Genomic DNA, 20,692 nt, shown 5'->3' with positions numbered 1-20,692 from the left:
GTGTAAGAGCACTGAAAATGAGTCTCGGTGAAAGGAGTGAAACGCTCTGAGCTACTTTGCTTTTAATTTGTTTTCTAAGTCGTTTTGCACGATCTTTAAAGCGTTAAGCGCAATTTCTGGATCTATCTCATTGCTCTCAAGCAAATAGATTAAATCGACAGCCAGTTTGATCTCTTCAGGTGCGTCATCTAAAGGCGAGGTTGGTTGGTCAGCCATTATTGATGTTTTTCCCTATGTGTAATTTGGTTCTCTAGCTTAAGAAGTGCTGCTTCACAACGCGCTAAACGTTGCTCGGTTGCTAGTAATACTTTTTGAGCGTCGGCACGCATAAAACTAGGAGCGCTTTCGACAGCACGTTCTTTTTCTAACACCATCTCGCGCAAGCGTCTTGCCCACTCTTGGTGTTGAGCGAGCTCCTGATAAAGCACGTTGATAGGCTTACGGAAATGGCTGCTATGTTTGATTTCATTCTTACGAATTTTAGTGGTAGAAATCTCGCGTTGAATCGCACCGATTTGCGCCACTAACCGTTCAGTGAGGTACTCAGCACGCAAAGCGGTGAGCTTACCTTCATTTTGCTCACGCACAATCGCATCCAGCGTGGCTTTTGCTTCTTTTACGCAAGGAGTAAGTAAGCGAGAGCGGCAACCAAATAAACGCTCATCAAAAAGCGGAACATGATGTTCGCCTCTTTGACGGTCAAGAACAGCGGCTTGCTTCGCCATTTGTTCTAGATTTTCCTGGAGTTGAGAAATGTTCATGACAAACCTACAAACCATGCGTCATAAGCCAATTTAATGGCTAGTATGCTGACGACAGTAACAAATACAGGACGAATGAATTTAGAACCAAATCTAATAGCGGAGTGCGCGCCAACAAAAGCACCAGCCATTAAACATACTCCCATTGTTAAGCCTAGCACCCAGTTGATGTGTCCGAGGAATGCAAAAGTGATCAAAGAGGTAAAGTTACTGGTAAAGTTCATTGCTTTTGCTAAGCCAGAGGCGAGCAAGATATTCAGCCGGTACAGCGCCATTGAACTTACTGTCCAAAAAGCCCCAGTTCCAGGCCCTGCGAGTCCGTCGTAGAATCCTATGGATAAGCCTTGCATGTACTGTTTTTTATGAAGTTTTGGGCAAGGCTCGGGTATTGGACTTTGATGAGCAGAGTGGGGTGTTTTATGAAAAACGGTATACAACGCTGCCGCCAAAATAACAAGCGGCAATCCTTTTTCCAGCCAATCCGTACTAATCGCATCTACAAATAGCGTACCAAATGTCGCTCCGACGAGTGTTGCCACGAATGCACGCCGCCAGCATTGAGGTTTGAATAGACGTTTTTTGTAGTACGTAAATGCTGCAGTAGAAGAAGCAAAGGTAGCGGCAAGTTTATTGGTGCCTAGTGCAATATGAGGCGGCAAGCCCAGCGACAGTAGAGCAGGTACGGTAAGCATGCCACCACCACCGGCAACTGCATCAATAAATCCAGCGACAAAAGCGACAAGCGCCAACACCAACAGCATGGTTGGCTCAATCATTTCCATAAATGGTGATTCTTCTAATATTCTATTTTACGTTTAAATGGAGGTAGTGAGTCGATTAAGGCTTGTCCGTATCGCTTAGTGACTAGGCGTCGATCAAGAATCGTTACTCTACCAGAATCTCTCTCTTTACGCAGTAAGCGACCTACGCTCTGGATCAGCTTTTTGCTTGCGTCTGGTACAGTTATTTGCATAAACGGGTTTCCTCCTTTTTTCTCAATGTATTCGGAATGAGCCTGCTCAACAGGGGAGGTTGGAACGCCAAATGGAATTTTTGTAATCACCAAGTTTTCAAGTAATTCGCCAGGTAAGTCTAGCCCCTCAGAGAAGCTGCCAGTACCAAATAAGACGCTGGTTTTATTTGATTCTATTAACTTTTTATGTTTTTTTAGAATTTCTTGACGTGAGCTTTCACCTTGAACTTGCAACGCCCAGCCTTTTTTTATGAACTCCGAAGAGAGTGCCTTCGCGACTTGGTTCATCTGCCAATAGGATGAGAATAATACTAAGTTGGCTTTCTTGTCTTCCAAGTACTTAGGCAATATCTCGATAAGATATTCAGTAAATTGAGGCGCTGGTGGTTCATATTTCATCGCAGGGATGAGCAATTCTGCCTGGTTTTGGTAATCGAATGGTGACGCAAGCGCTAAAAACTGAGTGCCTGATTCTGGTTTTCCATCAATACCAACCTGATGGCAAAAGTAATGGAAAGAGTTTAATGCACGCATCGTTGCAGAAACCAAAATGGCGCCAATACATCTGCTCCAAATCTGTTGGTCGAGTTGCCATCCAATTTCAAGTGGCGAAACACTCACAATGAAATCACCCTCGCGATCGGGGTGGGTTTCTAACCAGCGAGCTAAAGGCGCACCTTTTTCACGAGTTGGTTCAGCCATTAAATGCCATACTTGCGCTAGGTTTTCTAACCTTTGAATGTAGAAACCGAGCTCTGCAAGCGCTGGTTCAGCCAACCTTGTCGCAAGCTCCCCGTCTTTTACTCTTTCCGCAATAAGGTCGGCAATTTTTGCCACGCTCTGATTTGCTTTTTTACTGAACTGTTTTAGTTCTTTGGATTGGTTCTCTAGCCACTCAGGTAGTTCACCGTGTTCGAAGCGGTAGATACCCTCTTCAAATTGAGCTGGGTCGAACTGTTTGGGCAATTGAGTCAGTGCCGGTATCAAGTTCTGAACCGCGTCTTGAAGGTCGTTGCGAAATCGAGCTACGCGTTTCTCGTCTGCGAGTGATGAAAACTTACTAATCGACTGATTTAACTTCTCAAGCCATGCTGCCGCGCCTTTTAAACTCGCAGATGCTGAAGCATGGTCACGAGCGACGTGAGGTAAGTGATGTGCCTCGTCGAAGACGTATATTGTATTTTCTGGCTCAGGTAAAATCACGCCGCCACCTAAATCTGCGTCTGCCATGACGAGAGAGTGGTTAGCAATGATGACATCGTTTTTATCCAACTCTGAGCGCGCTTTTTGGAATGGGCAGCCGCGGTGGCCTGGTAAACTGTTATTGCAACTGTGTTTATCACTGACAATCAGTTGCCAAAGCTTATCGTCGATGGGTTTAGGCCAAGAATCACGGTCACCGTCCCATTTACCTTGCGCAAGAGAGCGATGCATTGTTTCTAACAGCTCTATATCTTTTTGCTTAGGTTTGGTTTCAAACATGGCTAACTGGCCACCATCAGCACCGCTAGCAGTGGCGAGCTTTTCTGCACAACAATAGCGTTGACGGCCTTTTGCCAAAATAAAAGAAAACTCTCGGTCGGTAATCCGACGAAAAAGAGGGAGGTCTTTATTTATGAGCTGCTCTTGCAGAGCGACGGTCGCCGTTGAGATAACCACTTTCCTATTGTTATGTACAGCCACGGGAATGGTCGCCATTAGATAAGAGAGCGATTTACCAATTCCAGTCCCTGCTTCTGCAACGAGTATTCGGTTAGATTTGTGATACTGACCGCACAGCGTTTTTGCAATCTCTGCAACAAGGTAGTTTTGTGCTCTTCTAGGCACAAAGTTATCAAGTTGATCTTGAAGGTTTTGATAGCTATTACGAATCGATTTTTGAATGTTACTGGTCAGCATACGGGCCTCAAATGCGTTGGAGGCGAATAGTAGCACACATCACTAGTTGTACAGTAGTTCACAAAACGGAATGCTTTTATAAGGAATGTAGATCTCCTTCACAAAAAAATATTGAACCTTATCTTAATGAAATTAATTTCATTATATGAAAAATATAAAACTCCAACTTGGTCTTATTTGTAGATTTTTATTCTCTTTTTGTTTTTTTAAAATTTAATTATTGGATTAAAAAACCATTTGTTAATAATTTTGTAAATTACAAATAATAATGGAGATTGGTTAGATGTTCGTCGAATAAATAAAGGTAAACTTATCAAGTTATTGTTTTATAATGGTATTTTGTTTTTTTTACATTGGTATTTAGAAAATTTGACAGCCAGAATAATCTTTTGCACTCTTAGCTCCAGATTTTGAGGAGGTGCTGTATAACGTTTTGTTAACGCTCTACCTCAAACATATAAAAAAGGGAACCGGACAAGGATATCCCGAACTAAGAAAAGGCAGTGGATTAATTATGAAAAAAACTCTATTAGCACTAGCTGTAGTTGCGTCTGCAACTTCAGTGAACGCAGCTGAAGTATTCAAATCTGAAGAAGGTTCTGTAGATTTCTACGGTCAGCTACGTCCAACTCTTCTATTCACAGAAAAAACTGATCACACAGCAGAGCTAAACACTAGCTCTTCTCGTACTGGTGTGAACGCGGTTTACGTTGTTGACGAAAGTCTAAAAGTTCTGGGTGAAGTTGAAATCGGTGTTGCTCTAGGTGACAACTACGACGCAGGTGCTGATTCAAGCGAGCGTACAGATGACTCTGTATACGTACGTCGCCACATCATCGGTTTTGATATGGGTGATATGGGTACTCTTCGCTTCGGTAAAGAAGGTACTTGGGCTGATGACGTATACTTCGCAGATTACTCTTACTTCTTCGGTGGTAACGCAGCGGAAACTGCATACGGTCACGCTTGGAACAACGATTCTCAAATCAAATACGCTTACGAAAATGACGCGTTCTGGCTAAAAGCTGGTTACGCGCTAGGCGAAAAAGATTCTAACGAAGAAGTACTAGAAGTATTCGTTGGTAAATCTTTCAACGACCTATCTCTACACGCTGGTGTACTTACTGCGAACAACGACATCAACGTAACTAAAGAGAAAAAACTAGTTCTTAATGGTGTAGAGCAAACAGTTTCTCACACAGAGCGTACTGATAACGAAAACCTATCTTTTGAAGTAACTGCTGAGTACGCACTAAACGAGCACACTCTAGGTGCTACGTACTACTACAACGAAAACGAAGATAAGCTAGGTAAATCAACAGTTGATTCACACTACATCGTTGTAGCTGGTATGTTCGCTGTTGCTCCTAAAACAACTCTATACTCTGGTTACGAGTACCTAGCTCAGTCTACTGACGAAGCAGGTAAAGTAGACGCAGACTCTTCTTGGTTCTACGCTGGTGTTGAATACAAGTTCTCTAAATGGGCACGTGTATTCGCAGAAGCGGGTTACACTTTCGAAGGTACTGACTTCGACAACAAAGACACAGACGACGCAACTAACTTCGGTGTTGGTGCTCGTTTCTACTGGTAATCAATACCCAGTTTGATATTGTAAGACCCAGCTATATGCTGGGTCTTTTACTATGAAGATAAGGATGAAAAACTCTATGCAGTTATCATTAAAAGTGGCAATGGCACTGTCTATTTTTGCCAGTACAAACCTCTACGCTGCAACGACTTTAGTGGTTCCAGAAGACGTGAAGTTATTGGCCGTCAACATGGAGAAGCCAGATCTAGAAGGTGGTCTTTTTTCTAGTGAGAAGACAATCGAACTACCTGACGGAACGAACCAAATTGTCTTCAAATATCAACCTACATTCGAAATTAACGAAAACCTTAAGACGGTTTACAGTGATGTAATCGTTGCTAAATTTGATGCTGAAAACGAAAAGCTAACGTTTGAACTGCCAGAGTTTAAAACTCTTCGCCAAGCGCAAAACAACATCTCGCCTCTAGATTGGCAATTACTGGATACCAAAGGCCAACCTATTGCTTTGGTCGAAGATGTATTAGAGTCAGATGGTGTTCAAATTGGTCGTAATTACCCTCAAGAATCTCGCAACTACAATATTGCTGGCGGTATCGCGAGTGTTGCCGTTAGTTATGTAACTGTGAATCAGCATCAACAATCAGTAAGTGATATCGAGCCTCGAGTTGAGACTAGTGATACCCGTTCAACAGCCGCATCAAACGACAGCCCAATGGTTGATGTATTAAAGACGATGTACCAGAAAGCGTCTCCGGCGGAAAAAGAGGCCTTTAAAAACTGGCTTGCTGAGCAGTAATCCCTTAGTTCATTAGATAGGGCTTAACTGAAAAAGTACGAATCTAAAAAGCAGGCTTTAAGCCTGCTTTTATCTTTTCTGCTTATTAGAGAGAGATTTCTCTCCATTCACCAGGCATTAGGTCGTTAAGGACGATATCACCCATCGAATGACGAATGAGGCGCAAGGTAGGGAAGCCAATGTGCGCAGTCATGCGACGCACCTGACGATTTCTTCCTTCAATAATGGTAATGGCTAACCAAGTTGTAGGGATATTTGCTCGAAAACGGACCGGAGGGGTTCTGTCCCAGACTTGTGGTTCTGGAATAACTTCAACTTCGGCCGGTAGAGTCATACCATCTTTTAGCTCTACTCCCTTTCTCAATTTTTCAAGATCTTGCTCCTGAGGAGCGCCATCAACTTGAACCCAATAAGTCTTCGGCGATTTTGACTTTGGCTGCGTTAGCTTCGCCTGCAAGATGCCATCGTTAGTGAGTACCATCAAACCTTCGCTGTCTCGGTCCAATCGGCCAGCCGCATAGACATTTTTGATTGGGATATAGTCCGCTAACGTTTTGCGACCATCGCCATCGGTAAATTGACTGAGCGTATCGTAAGGCTTATTGAAAATAATGACTTTACGATCTTTAGGGGCCACTTTTGGCTTTTGGCTTTTTGTTGGGCGATTAGGGCGGCGGTCTTGCTGAGTACGAGTCTTCGAGCCATTGCGAGATCCTGAGTGTTTAAAATGGCCCGTTTTAGACTGGTTACGACTGCGACCTTTTTCCTGACCTGTACGAGATGACATGTTAACTACCCTGCAAAAATGTAAATGAACTGTGTTTGAAAGTTTTAAGTTTTATCATGATCGGATATGATTTGCGCGCCTAAAACTAACAAACGCGCACAGAATGATAGACTAATTCGTGTTATTTGTTTAATTATATCAGTGCACTCATGGATTCAGAGCTTAGAGCTTCAAACTACAACAAAGAGTGCGAACCGCATGTGGCGTTAGTGAGGAGACATGTACTGCTAACGTGCAGCAATGCGTCAATTAAACCAACTCAGACGCTGAGTTGATCAGCCAACAAGTTGATTAAAAAATAGGGAAATTTCATGCCTACAGAAAAACCTACAATTATCTACACCATCACTGATGAAGCGCCGGCGCTAGCAACTTATTCATTACTACCAATCATTCAATCATTCACAGCATCGTCTGGCATCAATGTAGATACTCGTGATATTTCACTAGCAGGTCGAATTATCGCTAACTTCCCAGAGCATCTAAAAGAAGAACAGCGCATTGGCGATGCGTTGACTGAGCTTGGTGAACTAGCTCAAACTCCAGAAGCAAATATCATCAAGCTACCTAACATTTCAGCTTCAGTTCCTCAGCTTAAAGCGGCGATTAAAGAGCTTCAGGCGAAAGGTTACGATTTACCAAACTACCCAGAAGAGCCGAGCACGTACGAAGAGAAAGCGATTAAAGCGGCTTACGACAAAATCAAAGGTAGTGCGGTTAACCCAGTACTTCGTGAAGGTAACTCAGACCGTCGTGCTCCGACTTCGGTTAAGAACTACGCGAAGAAAAACCCACACTCAATGGGTGCATGGTCAGCCGAATCTAAGTCTCATGTTGCGAGCATGTCAGACAATGACTTCTTTGGTAGCGAAAAGTCTACAACTATCTCTGGTGCAACAGAGGTCAAAATCGAGTTTGTCGGTAATGATGGTACAGTTAAAGAGCTTAAGTCTGCGTTCCCATTATTAGATAAAGAAGTCATTGATACTTCAGTAATGAAGAAGAAGGCGTTGGTTGAATTTTTCGAGAAAGAGATTGCTGAAGCGAAAGCGCAAGACGTGCTGCTGTCTCTTCATATGAAAGCGACGATGATGAAAGTTTCTGACCCTGTCATTTTCGGCCATGCCGTAAAAGTTTACTACAAAGACGTTTTCGATAAGTACGGTAAGCTGTTTGAAGAGCTAGGCGTTGATGTAAACAATGGCATCGGTGATGTTTACTCAAAAATTGAGTCTCTACCTGAAGCGCAAAAAGCAGAAATTGAAGCGGCCATTCAAGCGGTTTACCAAACTCAACCAGAACTTGCGATGGTTGACTCTGATCGTGGTATCACAAACTTACATGTACCAAGTGACATTATTGTAGATGCTTCTATGCCAGCAATGCTTCGCTCTTCGGGTCAAATGTGGGGACCAGATGGTAAACAAAAAGACACCAAAGCGATGATTCCAGATCGTAGCTACGCAGGTATTTACCAAGCGGTTATTGATTTCTGTAAAGAGCACGGCGCATTTGATCCAACCACTATGGGTAGCGTACCTAACGTTGGTCTAATGGCTCAGAAAGCTGAAGAGTATGGTTCTCACGACAAGACATTCATTCTAGACGCTGCGGGTACTGTTCGCGTTGTTGATGCTTCAGGTAACGTACTGTTAGAGCAAGCGGTTGAAGAAGGTGATATCTTCCGTATGTGTCAGGTTAAAGACGCACCAATCCAAGATTGGGTTAAACTAGCAGTGACTCGCGCACGTGCAACAGGTGTTCCAGCTGTATTCTGGCTAGATGAAAACCGCGCGCACGATGCTGAGCTCATCAAGAAAGTAAACGCCTACCTACCAGATCACGATACTGACGGTCTAGAGATTAAGATCCTATCTCCTGTTGAAGCTTGTAAGTACTCACTAGAGCGTATGAAAGCGGGCCTAGATACTATCTCTGTTACAGGTAATGTTCTTCGTGACTACCTAACAGACTTGTTCCCAATTCTAGAGTTAGGTACGTCTGCTAAGATGCTATCTATTGTTCCATTGATGAATGGTGGTGGTCTATTTGAAACAGGCGCTGGTGGTTCTGCTCCTAAGCACGTTCAACAAGTAGAAAAAGAGAATCACCTTCGTTGGGATTCTTTGGGCGAGTTCCTAGCGCTTGCAGCTTCGTTAGAGCATTTAAGTGTAGCGACAAACAATCCTAAGGCTCAGGTTCTCGCAGATACACTAGATAAAGCGACCGGTGAGTTTTTAGACACCAACAAATCTCCGTCACGCAAAGTGGGTGAGCTAGATAACCGTGGAAGCCACTTCTATCTTGCACTTTACTGGGCGAAAGCGCTTTCAGAGCAAACGGATGATGCGGATCTTGCTGCTGAATTTGCACCAATTGCAAAAGCGCTGTCAGAGCAGGAAGAAACGATCGTTGCTGAGCTAAATAATGCGCAAGGCGTGAAAGGTGAGCTAGGAGGTTACTACTTACTAGACGATGCATTGGTTTCTAAATTGATGCGTCCAAGCGAAACCTTTAACGCAATCATTAACAAGTAAGTTAGTGTAAAAACACGTCGTTTTCGGCGTGTTTCCTATCCTGTAAGTGCGTTGTAAGTGTTCCTTTTGTAACACGTGCTCTAAATAGTAAGAAACCCGCTATCTTTGCGGGTTTATTTTTCTCTTCAAAACATCAACGTGGCGTTTCGAGAGCAATATTTTAATATTTCGACAGCGCTCTAATTATTTGGCTTGGCCTTCAAGAGGCACGACGCTACTCGCGTGACAGCCTTTGGGACCTTTTTCAATCTCGTAAGAGACTTGTTGGCCTGCTTTCAGTGTACGATAACCGTCCATCTGGATAGTTGAGTAGTGGGCAAAGATATCTCCCTCTTCTTCATCTGAACAAATAAACCCAAATCCTTTGGCATTGTTAAACCACTTTACTGTACCTGTAGCCATGCTTTACATCCCTCATGCATTTTTTACTGATGTTGTTACTGCAACCAAGTTATACCTTTAACTTGGTACTACCATTGTCAGCGAATGCCAACAAACGTCAAATCAATGATAAGTCACATTCATCAAACCACTTAAAGAAGAGAGGTTTCAAAATGATGATTTATGCATCGACACTTTCCACTGTAGTCAATGAATTTCGACAGTCAATAGCAGTGAGCAACAAACAGAAACATAATTGAAAACAAATCACTTTTGAGATTAACAAATTTGCAAACAGTTTTTCGTATATACGCAGAAGTTTAGTCAATTTGCCTATGAAGTGGCTCATACTGAAAAAGCCATACTGTCCGTGTTGCTTATGGGAGAAGAATCCTCTGACTGAATAAAAAATGAAGTTTTCGTGATAATTACCGTATTCTCAATGAGGAAGTGTGATCCAGATAGAAGATGATGGGGTGGTTTGCAATAGTCCGAGAGCAATAAATAGAAAGTTCTTTTATAAGAAAAAATGTGTAACTTATCGACAAGCATCTTTTATTTGCGCCGTATCAAGACGTGCATTAGTCTCTATATTAGGTAGCAACTTTTATCGATCAAAGATCGAATTCGGTGCCATAACTCACTACACCGCGCTGCATGCTTGTGGTAGATTGTTTTTATAGGTCGAAAACATCAACCCTTTGATACGATATCTTTAGATTGCCATGAGTAAAAATTTTGAATGGGTCACTCCGGACTCTGATCTTCTGGAGCGAGAAAGTACGAAAGTCCAGCCACCTAAGCTGTACAATGTCGTACTCAATAATGATGACTATACACCTATGGATTTCGTCATAGAGGTGCTTGAGCGATTTTTCTCACATGATATTGATAAAGCAACTCAAATCATGCTTCAGGTCCACTATGAAGGAAAGGCAATCTGCGGCACATACAGCGCAGAAATTGCCGAAACAAAAGTAGCGCAAGTTACGATGTACGCAAGGGAAAATGAACATCCGCTACTTTGCACTATGGAGCAAGCGTAAACAAAGAAGACTTGCTCGAACAACCCCAGTTGTTTTTTCGGGAGGTACTTATGCTAAATAAAGAACTAGAGTCAAGCCTTAACGGTGCATTTGCTCGGGCGCGCGATAAACGCCACGAGTTTATGACTGTCGAACACCTCCTACTTGCATTGTTGGAAAATGATGCAGCTAAGGAAGCCCTTCTAGCTTGTAAGGCGGATCTTGACGCTTTACGCAACGAACTCGATATTTTCATCGATCAAACTACGCCTCTTATCCCAGATAGTGATGAGACGCGTGAAACGCAGCCGACTTTGAGTTTTCAACGTGTACTACAACGCGCCGTCTTTCATGTACAGTCGTCTGGTCGTAATGAAGTAACAGGCGCCAACGTGCTTGTTGCTATCTTCAGTGAACAAGAGTCGCATGCCGCTTACTTACTGAAGAAAAATGACATCTCCCGATTAGATATTGTTAACTTCATCTCCCACGGTATTACTAAAGCATCAGGTGCAGGTGAGGATTCATCATCAGACTCGTTTAGCTCAGAAAGTGTTGAAGAGCCTAATTCTGAAGAACGCCTAGAAAGCTTTGCGACGAATCTTAATCAAGTCGCTAAAGATGGAAACATCGACCCACTCATTGGACGTGATAAAGAGTTAGAGCGCACTATTCAGGTACTTTGTCGACGCCGCAAGAATAATCCACTACTAGTGGGTGAGGCAGGGGTTGGTAAAACAGCCATTGCGGAAGGTCTTGCATGGCGAATTGTCGAAGGGCAGGTCCCTGAGGTTATTCAAAACAGCGTGATTTATTCACTAGATATTGGTTCTTTGCTCGCTGGTACCAAATATCGCGGTGATTTTGAAAAGCGCTTCAAGGCGATTTTGAAACAACTTGAAAAAGAAGAAGATGCCATTTTGTTCATCGATGAAATACATACCATCATCGGTGCAGGCGCGGCATCTGGTGGTCAAGTCGATGCAGCAAATCTTATTAAGCCTCTTTTAAGTAGCGGTAAGTTGCGTTGTATTGGTTCGACGACATACCAAGAATACAGCAACATTTTCGAGAAAGAGCGTGCGTTGTCTCGCCGCTTCCAAAAGATAGACGTTGTAGAGCCCTCATTGGATGATACAACTAAAATCTTGATGGGCTTGAAGCCGAAGTACGAAGCTCACCATGAAGTACGTTATACCAATAAAGCACTGCGTGCCGCGGTAGAACTGTCGGCTAAATACATTAATGAACGCCATCTACCAGATAAGGCCATTGATGTCATTGATGAAGCTGGTGCTCGTAGTCGTCTTGCTCCTGCAAGCCGTCGTAAAAAAACGGTCGGAGTGGCTGATATCGAATCAATGGTTGCCAAAATGGCGCGAATTCCAGAGAAGTCGGTTTCTTCTTCAGATAAAGACATTTTGAAAAACTTAGATAGCAAAATGAAGATGTTGGTATTCGGTCAAGATAATGCGATTGATGCATTATCCGAGGCGATCAAGCTGACACGTGCAGGTTTAGGTGTAGACAACAAACCTGTTGGTTCATTCTTGTTTGCAGGCCCAACAGGGGTTGGTAAAACAGAGGTGACGGTGCAGTTATCTAAGCTTCTAGGTATCGAGCTACTTCGTTTTGATATGTCTGAGTATGGTGAGCGTCACTCCGTAAGTCGCTTAATTGGTGCGCCTCCTGGTTATGTCGGTTATGACCAAGGTGGTTTGCTAACTGATGCTGTTATTAAGCACCCACATTCAGTCGTATTACTTGATGAGATTGAAAAAGCGCACCCTGATATCTTTAACCTGCTGTTGCAAGTCATGGATAACGGTACGCTAACGGACAACAATGGTCGCAAAGCAGACTTCCGTAATGTCATTCTTGTTATGACAACTAACGCAGGAGTGGCGGAAACCGAGAAGAAATCAATTGGTTTGATTCAACAAGACAACAGTCATGATGCAATGGCGGAAATTAAGAAGGTGTTTACTCCTGAGTTCCGTAACCGTCTTGATAACATCATCTGGTTTAACAGCCTTGATGAAAGCGTTATCCATCAAGTGGTTGATAAGTTCATTGTTGAACTGCAAGTGCAACTTGATGCGAGAGGCGTTTCAATGGAAGTATCGCAAGACGCTCGCCATTGGTTAGCACATAAAGGTTATGACAAAGCTATGGGGGCTCGCCCAATGGGGCGTGTTATCCAAGAACAGCTTAAGAAGCCTTTGGCTAACGAACTGTTGTTTGGATCTTTAGTTGACGGCGGTACAGTGAAGGTAACGCTGGTCAACGATACGCTTGAGTTTGAATACTTAAGTGAGAAAGAGACAGCGATGCATTAATCGTTAGTCGGTAACAAACGCAAAAGCGTACGAGAAGATCGTACGCTTTTTTTTATCTGAACTAAATCGGAAAAAATTGTGCAATAAAAAACGGAGCAGCTTGCTCCGTTTTTTATTGCATCCGAAAATCAGAGATTAACGAGCGCGGAAGACGATGCGGCCTTTTGACAGGTCGTATGGAGTCATCTCTACAGTTACTTTGTCACCCGTTAGGATACGGATGTAGTTCTTACGCATCTTGCCAGAGATGTGAGCAGTCACAACGTGACCGTTTTCAAGTTCAACACGGAACATAGTGTTTGGTAGAGTGTCAAGGACAGTGCCTTGCATCTCGATTACGTCTTCTTTAGCCATTTAATCCTCTTTAGAAATTAGGCAATATTAGCGGGCTATATTCTGCCGCTAAATAGTAATTATGTAAAGTTGAGGCGTATTCTACCCTCGCCAACGCTGATTTACTAGCCTTTGGTGGCGTTGAAAGCGTGTTTTGTAGCTCATTGCTGGGCACTCATCAATCTGATATCCCAAATATAGCCACTGTTGTTTGTTTTCTTGGCAGTATTTAATTTGATAAAGCACTGCTAACGTGCCAAGAGATAACTCGTAGTCAGGGTCAAAAAAAGTATAAAAAGCACTCGAGCATTGTGGCATCAAATCTGTCACTGCAATGGCGAGCAATTGATCTGATTCATCGTAAATGTGTAAAAACGACGTTGTCAGCCAGCTGGTTTGAGCAAATCGAGCAAACTCATCACGCTTTGGTGGGTACATAGTGCCGTTTCTATGCCGTTTGCAGATGTACCGACTGTAAAGCTCAAACCATTCCTCATCCATTTCAGGTTTCATTTCCCAGCGTAAAGACTGTGCTTTATTAAGCAGCCTCTTCTGACTTTTTGATAATCTAACGTCTGGAATCGAGACTCGAATTGGCTGGCAAGCGGTGCAATGCTCGCAATGCGGTTTATATATGGTATCTCCGCTACGACGAAAACCGTTAGCCATGAGCAACTGGTAATTTTCTTCAGTATGCAGCCTTTCATCAAGCGCCACCGCAACCCGCTCTTGCCGTTCAGGCAAATAACTACAAGGGTGATTATTCGTCAACCCTATTCGAATATGTTGTATATCCGTACTCATACTGAATCCTGCAAAACTTGGGGCTGATAGGCATCAAATAGTGTTTGCTTTTCTCTTAAAGATAGTAGTTTTTGCATAAATTCGTCACGCTCAAGTTCAAATGCGCCAAGTGATGCCAAGTGAGAATTCATAACTTGGCAATCGATTAATTGACCTTGCTTTGACGCCAAATGGTTGCATAAGTACCACAATGCAATTTTGGATGCGTTATCTTTTAGGCTAAACATCGACTCCCCGCAAAAAAGTTGGCCCACGCATATGCCATATAGTCCGCCAATCAGGTTGTTGTCATGCCATACTTCTACAGAGTGACAGTGACCAAGTTTGGCTAACTCAATGTAGGAAGCTTGCATTTCCTCGTTGAGCCATGTTTCCTCTGCAGGGCGTGTTGAAGAACATAGTCTAATCACTTCTTCTGTCGCGAAATTGAGTGTTACTTTATAGTTATGTTTACGCTGAAATTTTTTGAGACTTTTAGATGGCTTAAACTGCAATGGGTCAAACACAGCGCGCGGAGAAGGGCTCCACCATAAAATAGGTTCACCAGGACCATACCAAGGGAAAATGCCTTGATAGTAACCATTGAGGATTCTCATGGGGTTTAAGTCACCACCAAAAGCCAGCAAACCATTGGGGTCGCTGAGTGCTTTATAGGGTGAGGGAAAGTTGAACGTTTCATCGAGTTCAGTTAAATAAATAGCCATAAGAAGTCGTTACCAACATTGGAGTCAGAGGAGTTTATGATGACCTGGTTAAGAAATATCGTAAAAGTATGGCTTGGGATCATACTGTTTTTACCACTTGTCGCCAACGCAGCCTATGAAAGAAATGTTGCCAAGCCAGTTAATGAAGTAGTTTACGGGAAGATTGACTCTGTCCGTTATATTACTCAACAAGAGGTTGTTCAATCGAAAAGTAACGGTTGGAAGACACTACTTGGTGCCACTATCGGTGGTTTAGTCGGTAATCAATTTGGTGGCGGTACGGGAAGAGAAGTCGCGACGGCAGTGGGTGCGCTTGCTGGTGCCGCAGTTGCTCAAAACCAAAGTAATTACCAATACACGGTTGAATATAAGTTAGTTGAGCTACTCATCAAAGTGAAGGGTGATAAGCTAATTAATGTCATCCAAGATGTTGATAAAAATATGTTATTTAGTCGAGGGGATGAAGTTCGTATTTTATATTTTGATGATGGAGTCAGGGTTGATATCACTTATTAACCCTAGGTTGTTTTAGTCTAACGAAGCCTAATCAGGCATGTACAGTCGGGCTGGCTTATCGTCAAATAAAATCGAAATAGTTTGCTGTTTCGCCGTGCTTCTTTCGCTCTGATTTACATCTCTGGCAATGCCTTTAATTCTGTATCTTTAGGCTGCTTGAGGATATTCATAAATTAGCGCCGATTTACTCTGGTTTTGTCGTGTTTTTTTGGGTAGTCTGAATTCACGAAGAATTGTTTAGCCCTCATAAAAAATCGTATGTTGAGGGCACAAAGGATTATCAACTTTTAATGGAAAGCCTAACGTTACAACCTATCAATAAAATTCAAGGGGAAGTGAACCTTCCTGGCTCTAAAAGTGTTTCTAATCGAGCTCTTTTACTTGCTGCTCTTGCTAAAGGCAGAACTCGCCTTACTAATCTCCTCGACAGTGATGATATTCGTCATATGCTGAATGCGCTGACTAAACTAGGCGTTCAATACCAACTTTCCGAAGATAAAACAGAATGTCTCGTTGACGGCCTTGGGCGTCCGTTTTCTGTCTCAGAGCCGGTAGAGTTATTTCTCGGCAATGCTGGCACTGCGATGCGACCATTAGCTGCGGCTCTTTGTCTTGGAGAAGGGGAGTATGTACTGACGGGCGAACCTCGTATGAAAGAGCGTCCAATTGGTCACCTTGTCACGGCACTGAAAGATGCTGGTGCGAACGTTGAGTACATGGAAAACGAGAACTTTCCGCCTCTCAAAATAATTGGTACTGGCCTAAAAGCAGGTACAGTTTCTATCGATGGGTCCATTTCAAGTCAGTTCTTGACCGCTTTCTTAATGTCTGCGCCATTGGCTGAAGGTGAAATTCGCATCAACATCGAAGGCGATTTGGTTTCTAAGCCTTATATCGATATCACCCTGCATATCATGAAGCAGTTTGGAGTCGATGTGATCAACAATGACTATCAAGAGTTTGTGATCCCAGCCGGTCAGCAATACATCGCTCCAGGTGATTTCTTGGTTGAAGGTGACGCGTCTTCTGCTTCTTACTTCTTGGCGGCGGCAGCCATCAAAGGTGGAGAAGTTAAAGTCACGGGTATCGGTAAAAACAGCATTCAAGGTGATATTCAATTTGCTGATGCGCTTGAAAAAATGGGTGCAGAAATTGAATGGGGTGATGACTACGTAATTTCTCGTGTTGGTCAATTAAAAGGCATTGATATGGATTACAACCATATCCCTGATGCAGCAATGACCATCGCGACAACAGCGCTATTTGCCGAAGGCACTACCGCTATTCGTAACGTTTATAACTGGCGTGTAAAAGAAACAGACCGTTTGTCAGCTATGGCGACTGAGTTACGTAAAGTTGGTGCGGAAGTGGAAGAAGGGGAAGACTACATCATCGTCAAACCTGTCTCTCAGTTAAAGCATGCTGCGATTGATACTTACGATGATCATCGTATGGCGATGTGTTTTTCGCTGGTGGCACTTAGTGATACACCTGTGACGATTAATGATCCAAAGTGTACGTCGAAAACGTTCCCTGACTACTTCGACAAACTTAAGGCTTTAAGCTGCTAAATATTCTGACCTAAAATAGGAAAGCCAGAGTGAATAACACTCTGGCTTTTTTGTTTCCCAATACTATTTAACCAGCGTAAATTCCTTAGAAAGGTGATGCGCTAAGTATTTGAACATATTGAATACTGCAGTCGTATTTGAAGTTGGTAAACCTTTGTCATCAAGGAAGTATTCACCTTTAAAAACTAAAACACCTTCTTTTTCTTCTACACTTGTTGCTCGCATTCCCTCGATGTAATCATCGTGCTCTTGGATGATTTGGTTAGCGATCAAAAGAAGGTCGAACTCTTCGATAAGCGTTCTATCAGACATATTCTTTCTACCATTCTATTCAGTTAAGAACGCTGAGTATACCTACAACTAAAATGGGTTTGCATGATTAATTCAGTCAATCGTTCAGTAAGACTAAACAGATCAATTTTTAGAGTGTAAATATGATGCGGAGGAAGATGGCAGAGTATTGAACGAAACTATTTTGTGATGGGTAACAAAATTTATTGCATTGGATTAGCGGATGCTAAGTTTGCCTGTTTAGATATGCCGCTCAATACCTTTCAGAACCCTGTCTCTTTGAAGTATAAAGACGATGAATTGTCAACCAATCGGATCTGAATTTCAAAAAAGCAGTTGATCTTCTTTTCATCTCGCACAATAGTAAAAAAAGAAGCAATGAAATAGAACATTATGCGGGTGGCCTTTAAACAAGGTTTCTACCCGCATTATTATGAAGGACGTTAGAGTCAGTTATGGGTAAATCACTCGTTATAGTGGAGTCACCAGCCAAGGCAAAGACGATAAATAAGTACCTTGGTAAAGACTTTATTGTTAAGTCTAGTGTTGGTCATGTGCGTGATCTGCCTACGGCCGGTCAAAGCACTGGTGAGAAAAAAGCCGCAGCCATCTCAACTAAAGGGATGAGTCCGGAAGAGAAAGCGCGCGTTAAAAAAGAGAAAGACCGCAAAGCGTTGATCAAAAAGATGGGGATTAACCCATATCATGACTGGGAAGCGAATTACCAAATCCTTCCAGGCAAAGAAAAAGTTGTCAACGAACTACAAAAACTCGCCAAAGACGCAGATTGCGTTTATCTCGCAACCGATTTGGACCGCGAAGGGGAAGCAATCGCATGGCACCTTCGTGAGATCATCGGTGGCGATGAAGAGCGATACAAACGTGTAGTTTTTAATGAAATTACGAAAAACGCGATCCAACAAGCTTTCCAGACACCTGGTGAGCTGAACATGGATGGTGTAAATGCCCAACAAGCACGTCGCTTCATGGACCGTGTCGTTGGTTTTATGGTTTCACCTTTACTTTGGAAAAAAGTGGCTCGTGGCTTATCTGCTGGTCGAGTGCAGTCTGTTGCGGTGAAATTGTTAGTTGAGCGTGAGCGTGAGATTAACGCGTTTGTACCAGAAGAATTCTGGGACATTCATGCGAATACGAAAACGAAAGACAAAGCGGACTTTAAACTGCTTGTTGCGCAGAAAGACGGTTCTGCGTTTAAGCCAGTTAATGAGGCAGAAACCAAAGCAGCGATGTCTGTACTTGAGAATGCAAGTTACGAAGTATGTAAGCGTGAAGACCGTCCTACAAAGAGCAAGCCTTCAGCACCTTACATCACCTCTACGCTTCAACAGGCAGCGAGTACACGTCTGGGCTACGGCGTGAAAAAGACCATGATGCTAGCTCAGCGCCTCTATGAGGCCGGTTACATCACTTACATGCGTACTGACTCGACTAACCTAAGTGCCGAGGCTGTGGACGCTGTACGTGACTTTATTGGTTCTGAGTTTGGTGATAAGTACCTGCCAGCGAAACCATTGACGTACGGTAGCAAAGAAGGGGCACAGGAAGCGCACGAAGCGATCCGTCCTTCAAATGTGGGTGTTAAGGCGGAAGACCTGCAAGGTGTCGATGCTGATGCGCACAAACTTTACGCTTTGATTTGGAATCAGTTTGTAGCGTGTCAAATGACGCCAGCAGAATACGATTCAACAACCATTAGCGTAAAAGCGGCAGAATACACGCTTAAAGCGAAAGGCCGTATCCTTAAATTTGACGGCTGGACTCGTGTACAGCGTCCAATGGGCAAAAACGAGGATACAATCCTTCCAGCGGTACAACTTGGCGATAAGCTAAGCTTAGAGTCACTTGACCCTAAACAGCACTTTACAAAGCCACCTGCGCGCTACACTGAAGCAGCACTGGTTAAAGAGCTGGAGAAACGAGGCATTGGTCGTCCGTCGACTTACGCATCGATCATTTCTACGATTCAAGATCGTGGCTACGTGAAAGTTGATCAGCGCCGTTTCTACGCTGAAAAAATGGGTGAAATTGTTACTGACCGCCTTGATGACAGCTTTAACGATTTGATGAACTACGACTTTACTGCGCGTATGGAACAGAAATTGGACCAAATCGCTGAAGGTGAAGTGAACTGGAAAGCTGTGTTAGACAACTTCTTTGCTGATTTTACTGGCGATCTTGAAAAAGCGGAGCTGGATGAGTCAGAAGGCGGTATGAAGTTAAACCACATCGTCATGACGGATATCGAGTGTCCGACGTGTAGCCGTCCAATGGGCATCCGTACTGCTTCAACAGGTGTGTTCTTAGGCTGTTCAGGTTACGCGTTACCACCAAAAGAGCGTTGTAAGACAACCATCAACTTGGGTGACGAAGAAGGTATTATTAACGTTCTAGAAGAAGACGTTGAAACCGCTGCTCTTCGTGCTAAAAAGCGTTGTCCGATCTGTGAAACAGCGATGGACGCATACCTGATTGATGACAAGCGTAAGATGCATGTTTGTGGTAATAACCCGAACTGTGAAGGCTACCTTGTTGAATACGGCGAGTTCAAAGTAAAAGGCTACGATGGTCCAGTTGTTGAATGTGACAAATGTGGCTCTGATATGGTGCTTAAGAACGGTCGCTTTGGTAAATACATGGATTGTACGAGCGAAACGTGCAAGAACACTCGTAAGATCTTGAAGAATGGCGAAGTCGCGCCCCCGAAAGAAGATCCTGTTCATTTCCCCGAGTTGCCATGTGAAAACTCAGATGCGTATTTCGTACTTCGTGATGGTGCTTCAGGTCTATTTATGGCGGCAAGCAACTTCCCTAAATCGCGCGAGACACGTGCTCCTTTGGTTGCTGAACTGGCGCGTTTTGAAGAGCGTTTACCTGAGAAGTTCAAATACCTAGCAACTGCGCCGCAAGAAGATCCTGATGGTCGTCCTGCTGTTGTACGCTTTAGCCGTAAAACAAAAGAGAACTACGTTCGTTCGGAAGAGAACGGTAAGCCAAGTGGTTGGACAGCGCTCTTTGTTGACGGTAAGTGGGAAGTCACTGATAAGCGTAAAAAAGCGAAAGCATAAAAACGTACGATCTAAGTAATGTAAAAAGGCAGCGATATCGCTGCCTTTTTGCGTTTTGTTTTTGCGTAAAGGCCACTGTGTTGTTCGTATAGCTCTTTGCTGCTTTGACTGAGTTTTGCTGACGCGAGAAGATCCCAGCATCAATATTTCGTAGTCGCTGATGTATTTTTTATGTAAAAAATATTTGTTGTAACTTTCATTTTGCATTCACATATTTGTTATACATTGGGCTAAAAAATCGGCGGTGTAGTGAATCCGTTCGTAAATTGTTTTCACAATGTAATCGTTTGCTTTTCCATGTGTGATCTAGATATCGTCTTGAGTACGCAAGAGCTGT

General features: G+C 43.3%; 18 protein-coding genes. 8 read left to right on the top strand and 10 right to left on the bottom strand.

What is annotated here, in order from left to right; translation table 11 throughout:
* Window positions 1-51: 51 nt before the first annotated feature.
* The 4 genes from rsmS to dinG are packed head-to-tail and all read right to left on the bottom strand — an operon-like array spanning window position 52 to window position 3,633.
* On the bottom strand, window positions 52-216 hold the full coding sequence (rsmS, locus tag R7093_RS13750; protein ID WP_047100850.1) for a pleiotropic regulatory protein RsmS: 165 nt from the start codon (window positions 214-216) through the stop codon (window positions 52-54).
* The gene (locus tag R7093_RS13745) at window positions 216-761 is read right to left on the bottom strand and encodes a primosomal replication protein (RefSeq protein ID WP_005378431.1); all 546 of its coding nucleotides are present in this window, start codon (window positions 759-761) and stop codon (window positions 216-218) included. Before R7093_RS13745 ends, rsmS begins: the two co-directional genes overlap by 1 nt.
* Window positions 758-1,543, bottom strand: a complete 786-nt coding sequence (locus R7093_RS13740) for a sulfite exporter TauE/SafE family protein (protein WP_047100849.1) — start codon at window positions 1,541-1,543, stop codon at window positions 758-760. Before R7093_RS13740 ends, R7093_RS13745 begins: the two co-directional genes overlap by 4 nt.
* Window positions 1,544-1,557: 14 nt before the next feature.
* Window positions 1,558-3,633: an ATP-dependent DNA helicase DinG gene (gene dinG / locus R7093_RS13735; protein ID WP_017634733.1), complete on the bottom strand. Its 2,076-nt coding sequence runs from the start codon at window positions 3,631-3,633 to the stop codon at window positions 1,558-1,560.
* A 514-nt stretch (window positions 3,634-4,147) separates the two neighbouring features.
* On the opposite strand from dinG, the gene R7093_RS13730 reads away from it, so the two are divergent.
* Together R7093_RS13730 and R7093_RS13725 are read left to right on the top strand one after the other, a co-directional pair.
* Window positions 4,148-5,227, top strand: a complete 1,080-nt coding sequence (locus tag R7093_RS13730) for a porin (RefSeq protein ID WP_005378424.1) — start codon at window positions 4,148-4,150, stop codon at window positions 5,225-5,227.
* Between the two features lie 76 nt (window positions 5,228-5,303).
* A complete protein-coding gene (locus R7093_RS13725) occupies window positions 5,304-5,981 on the top strand; it encodes a DUF2057 family protein (protein WP_017634732.1) in 678 nt (225 codons plus the stop codon).
* 85 nt (window positions 5,982-6,066) lie between these two features.
* Here the strand turns inward: R7093_RS13725 and R7093_RS13720 are convergent, their stop codons facing one another.
* Window positions 6,067-6,768, bottom strand: a complete 702-nt coding sequence (locus R7093_RS13720; RefSeq protein WP_047100848.1) for a pseudouridine synthase — start codon at window positions 6,766-6,768, stop codon at window positions 6,067-6,069.
* A gap of 311 nt (window positions 6,769-7,079) precedes the next feature.
* Here R7093_RS13720 and R7093_RS13715 point away from each other — a divergent pair, with 311 nt between their 5' ends.
* On the top strand, window positions 7,080-9,305 hold the full coding sequence (locus tag R7093_RS13715) for an NADP-dependent isocitrate dehydrogenase (RefSeq protein ID WP_005378404.1): 2,226 nt from the start codon (window positions 7,080-7,082) through the stop codon (window positions 9,303-9,305).
* Window positions 9,306-9,488: 183 nt separating this feature from the next.
* On the opposite strand, the gene cspD is transcribed toward R7093_RS13715, so the two are convergent.
* Window positions 9,489-9,707 carry a cold shock domain-containing protein CspD gene (gene cspD / locus R7093_RS13710; protein ID WP_005378407.1) on the bottom strand — a complete coding sequence of 73 codons (219 nt, stop codon included), beginning with the start codon at window positions 9,705-9,707 and terminating at the stop codon, window positions 9,489-9,491.
* Between the two features lie 704 nt (window positions 9,708-10,411).
* Here cspD and clpS point away from each other — a divergent pair.
* Together clpS and clpA are read left to right on the top strand one after the other, a co-directional pair.
* Window positions 10,412-10,732: an ATP-dependent Clp protease adapter ClpS gene (clpS, locus tag R7093_RS13705; protein WP_005378419.1), complete on the top strand. Its 321-nt coding sequence runs from the start codon at window positions 10,412-10,414 to the stop codon at window positions 10,730-10,732.
* A 50-nt stretch (window positions 10,733-10,782) separates the two neighbouring features.
* The gene (gene clpA, locus R7093_RS13700) at window positions 10,783-13,050 is read left to right on the top strand and encodes an ATP-dependent Clp protease ATP-binding subunit ClpA (RefSeq protein WP_005387879.1); all 2,268 of its coding nucleotides are present in this window, start codon (window positions 10,783-10,785) and stop codon (window positions 13,048-13,050) included.
* Window positions 13,051-13,185: 135 nt separating this feature from the next.
* On the opposite strand, the gene infA is transcribed toward clpA, so the two are convergent.
* From infA to aat, 3 genes are all read right to left on the bottom strand, one after another.
* Complete coding sequence (gene infA, locus R7093_RS13695; RefSeq protein ID WP_001040192.1) at window positions 13,186-13,404, bottom strand: translation initiation factor IF-1; 219 nt, start codon at window positions 13,402-13,404, stop codon at window positions 13,186-13,188.
* A gap of 81 nt (window positions 13,405-13,485) precedes the next feature.
* Window positions 13,486-14,187: an arginyltransferase gene (locus R7093_RS13690; protein WP_047100846.1), complete on the bottom strand. Its 702-nt coding sequence runs from the start codon at window positions 14,185-14,187 to the stop codon at window positions 13,486-13,488.
* The gene (gene aat, locus R7093_RS13685) at window positions 14,184-14,891 is read right to left on the bottom strand and encodes a leucyl/phenylalanyl-tRNA--protein transferase (RefSeq protein WP_005387881.1); all 708 of its coding nucleotides are present in this window, start codon (window positions 14,889-14,891) and stop codon (window positions 14,184-14,186) included. The genes R7093_RS13690 and aat overlap by 4 nt, the downstream gene beginning before the upstream one ends.
* A 39-nt stretch (window positions 14,892-14,930) precedes the next feature.
* Between aat and R7093_RS13680 the strand changes: the two genes are divergently transcribed.
* Together R7093_RS13680 and aroA are read left to right on the top strand one after the other, a co-directional pair.
* Complete coding sequence (locus R7093_RS13680; RefSeq protein WP_005378348.1) at window positions 14,931-15,407, top strand: glycine zipper 2TM domain-containing protein; 477 nt, start codon at window positions 14,931-14,933, stop codon at window positions 15,405-15,407.
* Between the two features lie 290 nt (window positions 15,408-15,697).
* A complete protein-coding gene (gene aroA, locus R7093_RS13675) occupies window positions 15,698-16,978 on the top strand; it encodes a 3-phosphoshikimate 1-carboxyvinyltransferase (protein ID WP_017634728.1) in 1,281 nt (426 codons plus the stop codon).
* 63 nt (window positions 16,979-17,041) lie between these two features.
* Here aroA and R7093_RS13670 read toward each other — a convergent pair whose 3' ends face one another.
* Entirely contained in the window at window positions 17,042-17,290 is a 249-nt protein-coding gene (locus tag R7093_RS13670) for a YciN family protein (protein WP_042522113.1), read from the bottom strand.
* Between the two features lie 434 nt (window positions 17,291-17,724).
* On the opposite strand from R7093_RS13670, the gene topA reads away from it, so the two are divergent.
* Window positions 17,725-20,355 carry a type I DNA topoisomerase gene (gene topA / locus R7093_RS13665; RefSeq protein WP_005378351.1) on the top strand — a complete coding sequence of 877 codons (2,631 nt, stop codon included), beginning with the start codon at window positions 17,725-17,727 and terminating at the stop codon, window positions 20,353-20,355.
* Window positions 20,356-20,692: the final 337 nt, after the last annotated feature.

The organism is Vibrio sp. 1580 (assembly GCF_033340055.1).
Note: the sequence above shows the minus strand (reverse complement) of the source record. Positions and strands in the feature narration are given on the sequence as shown.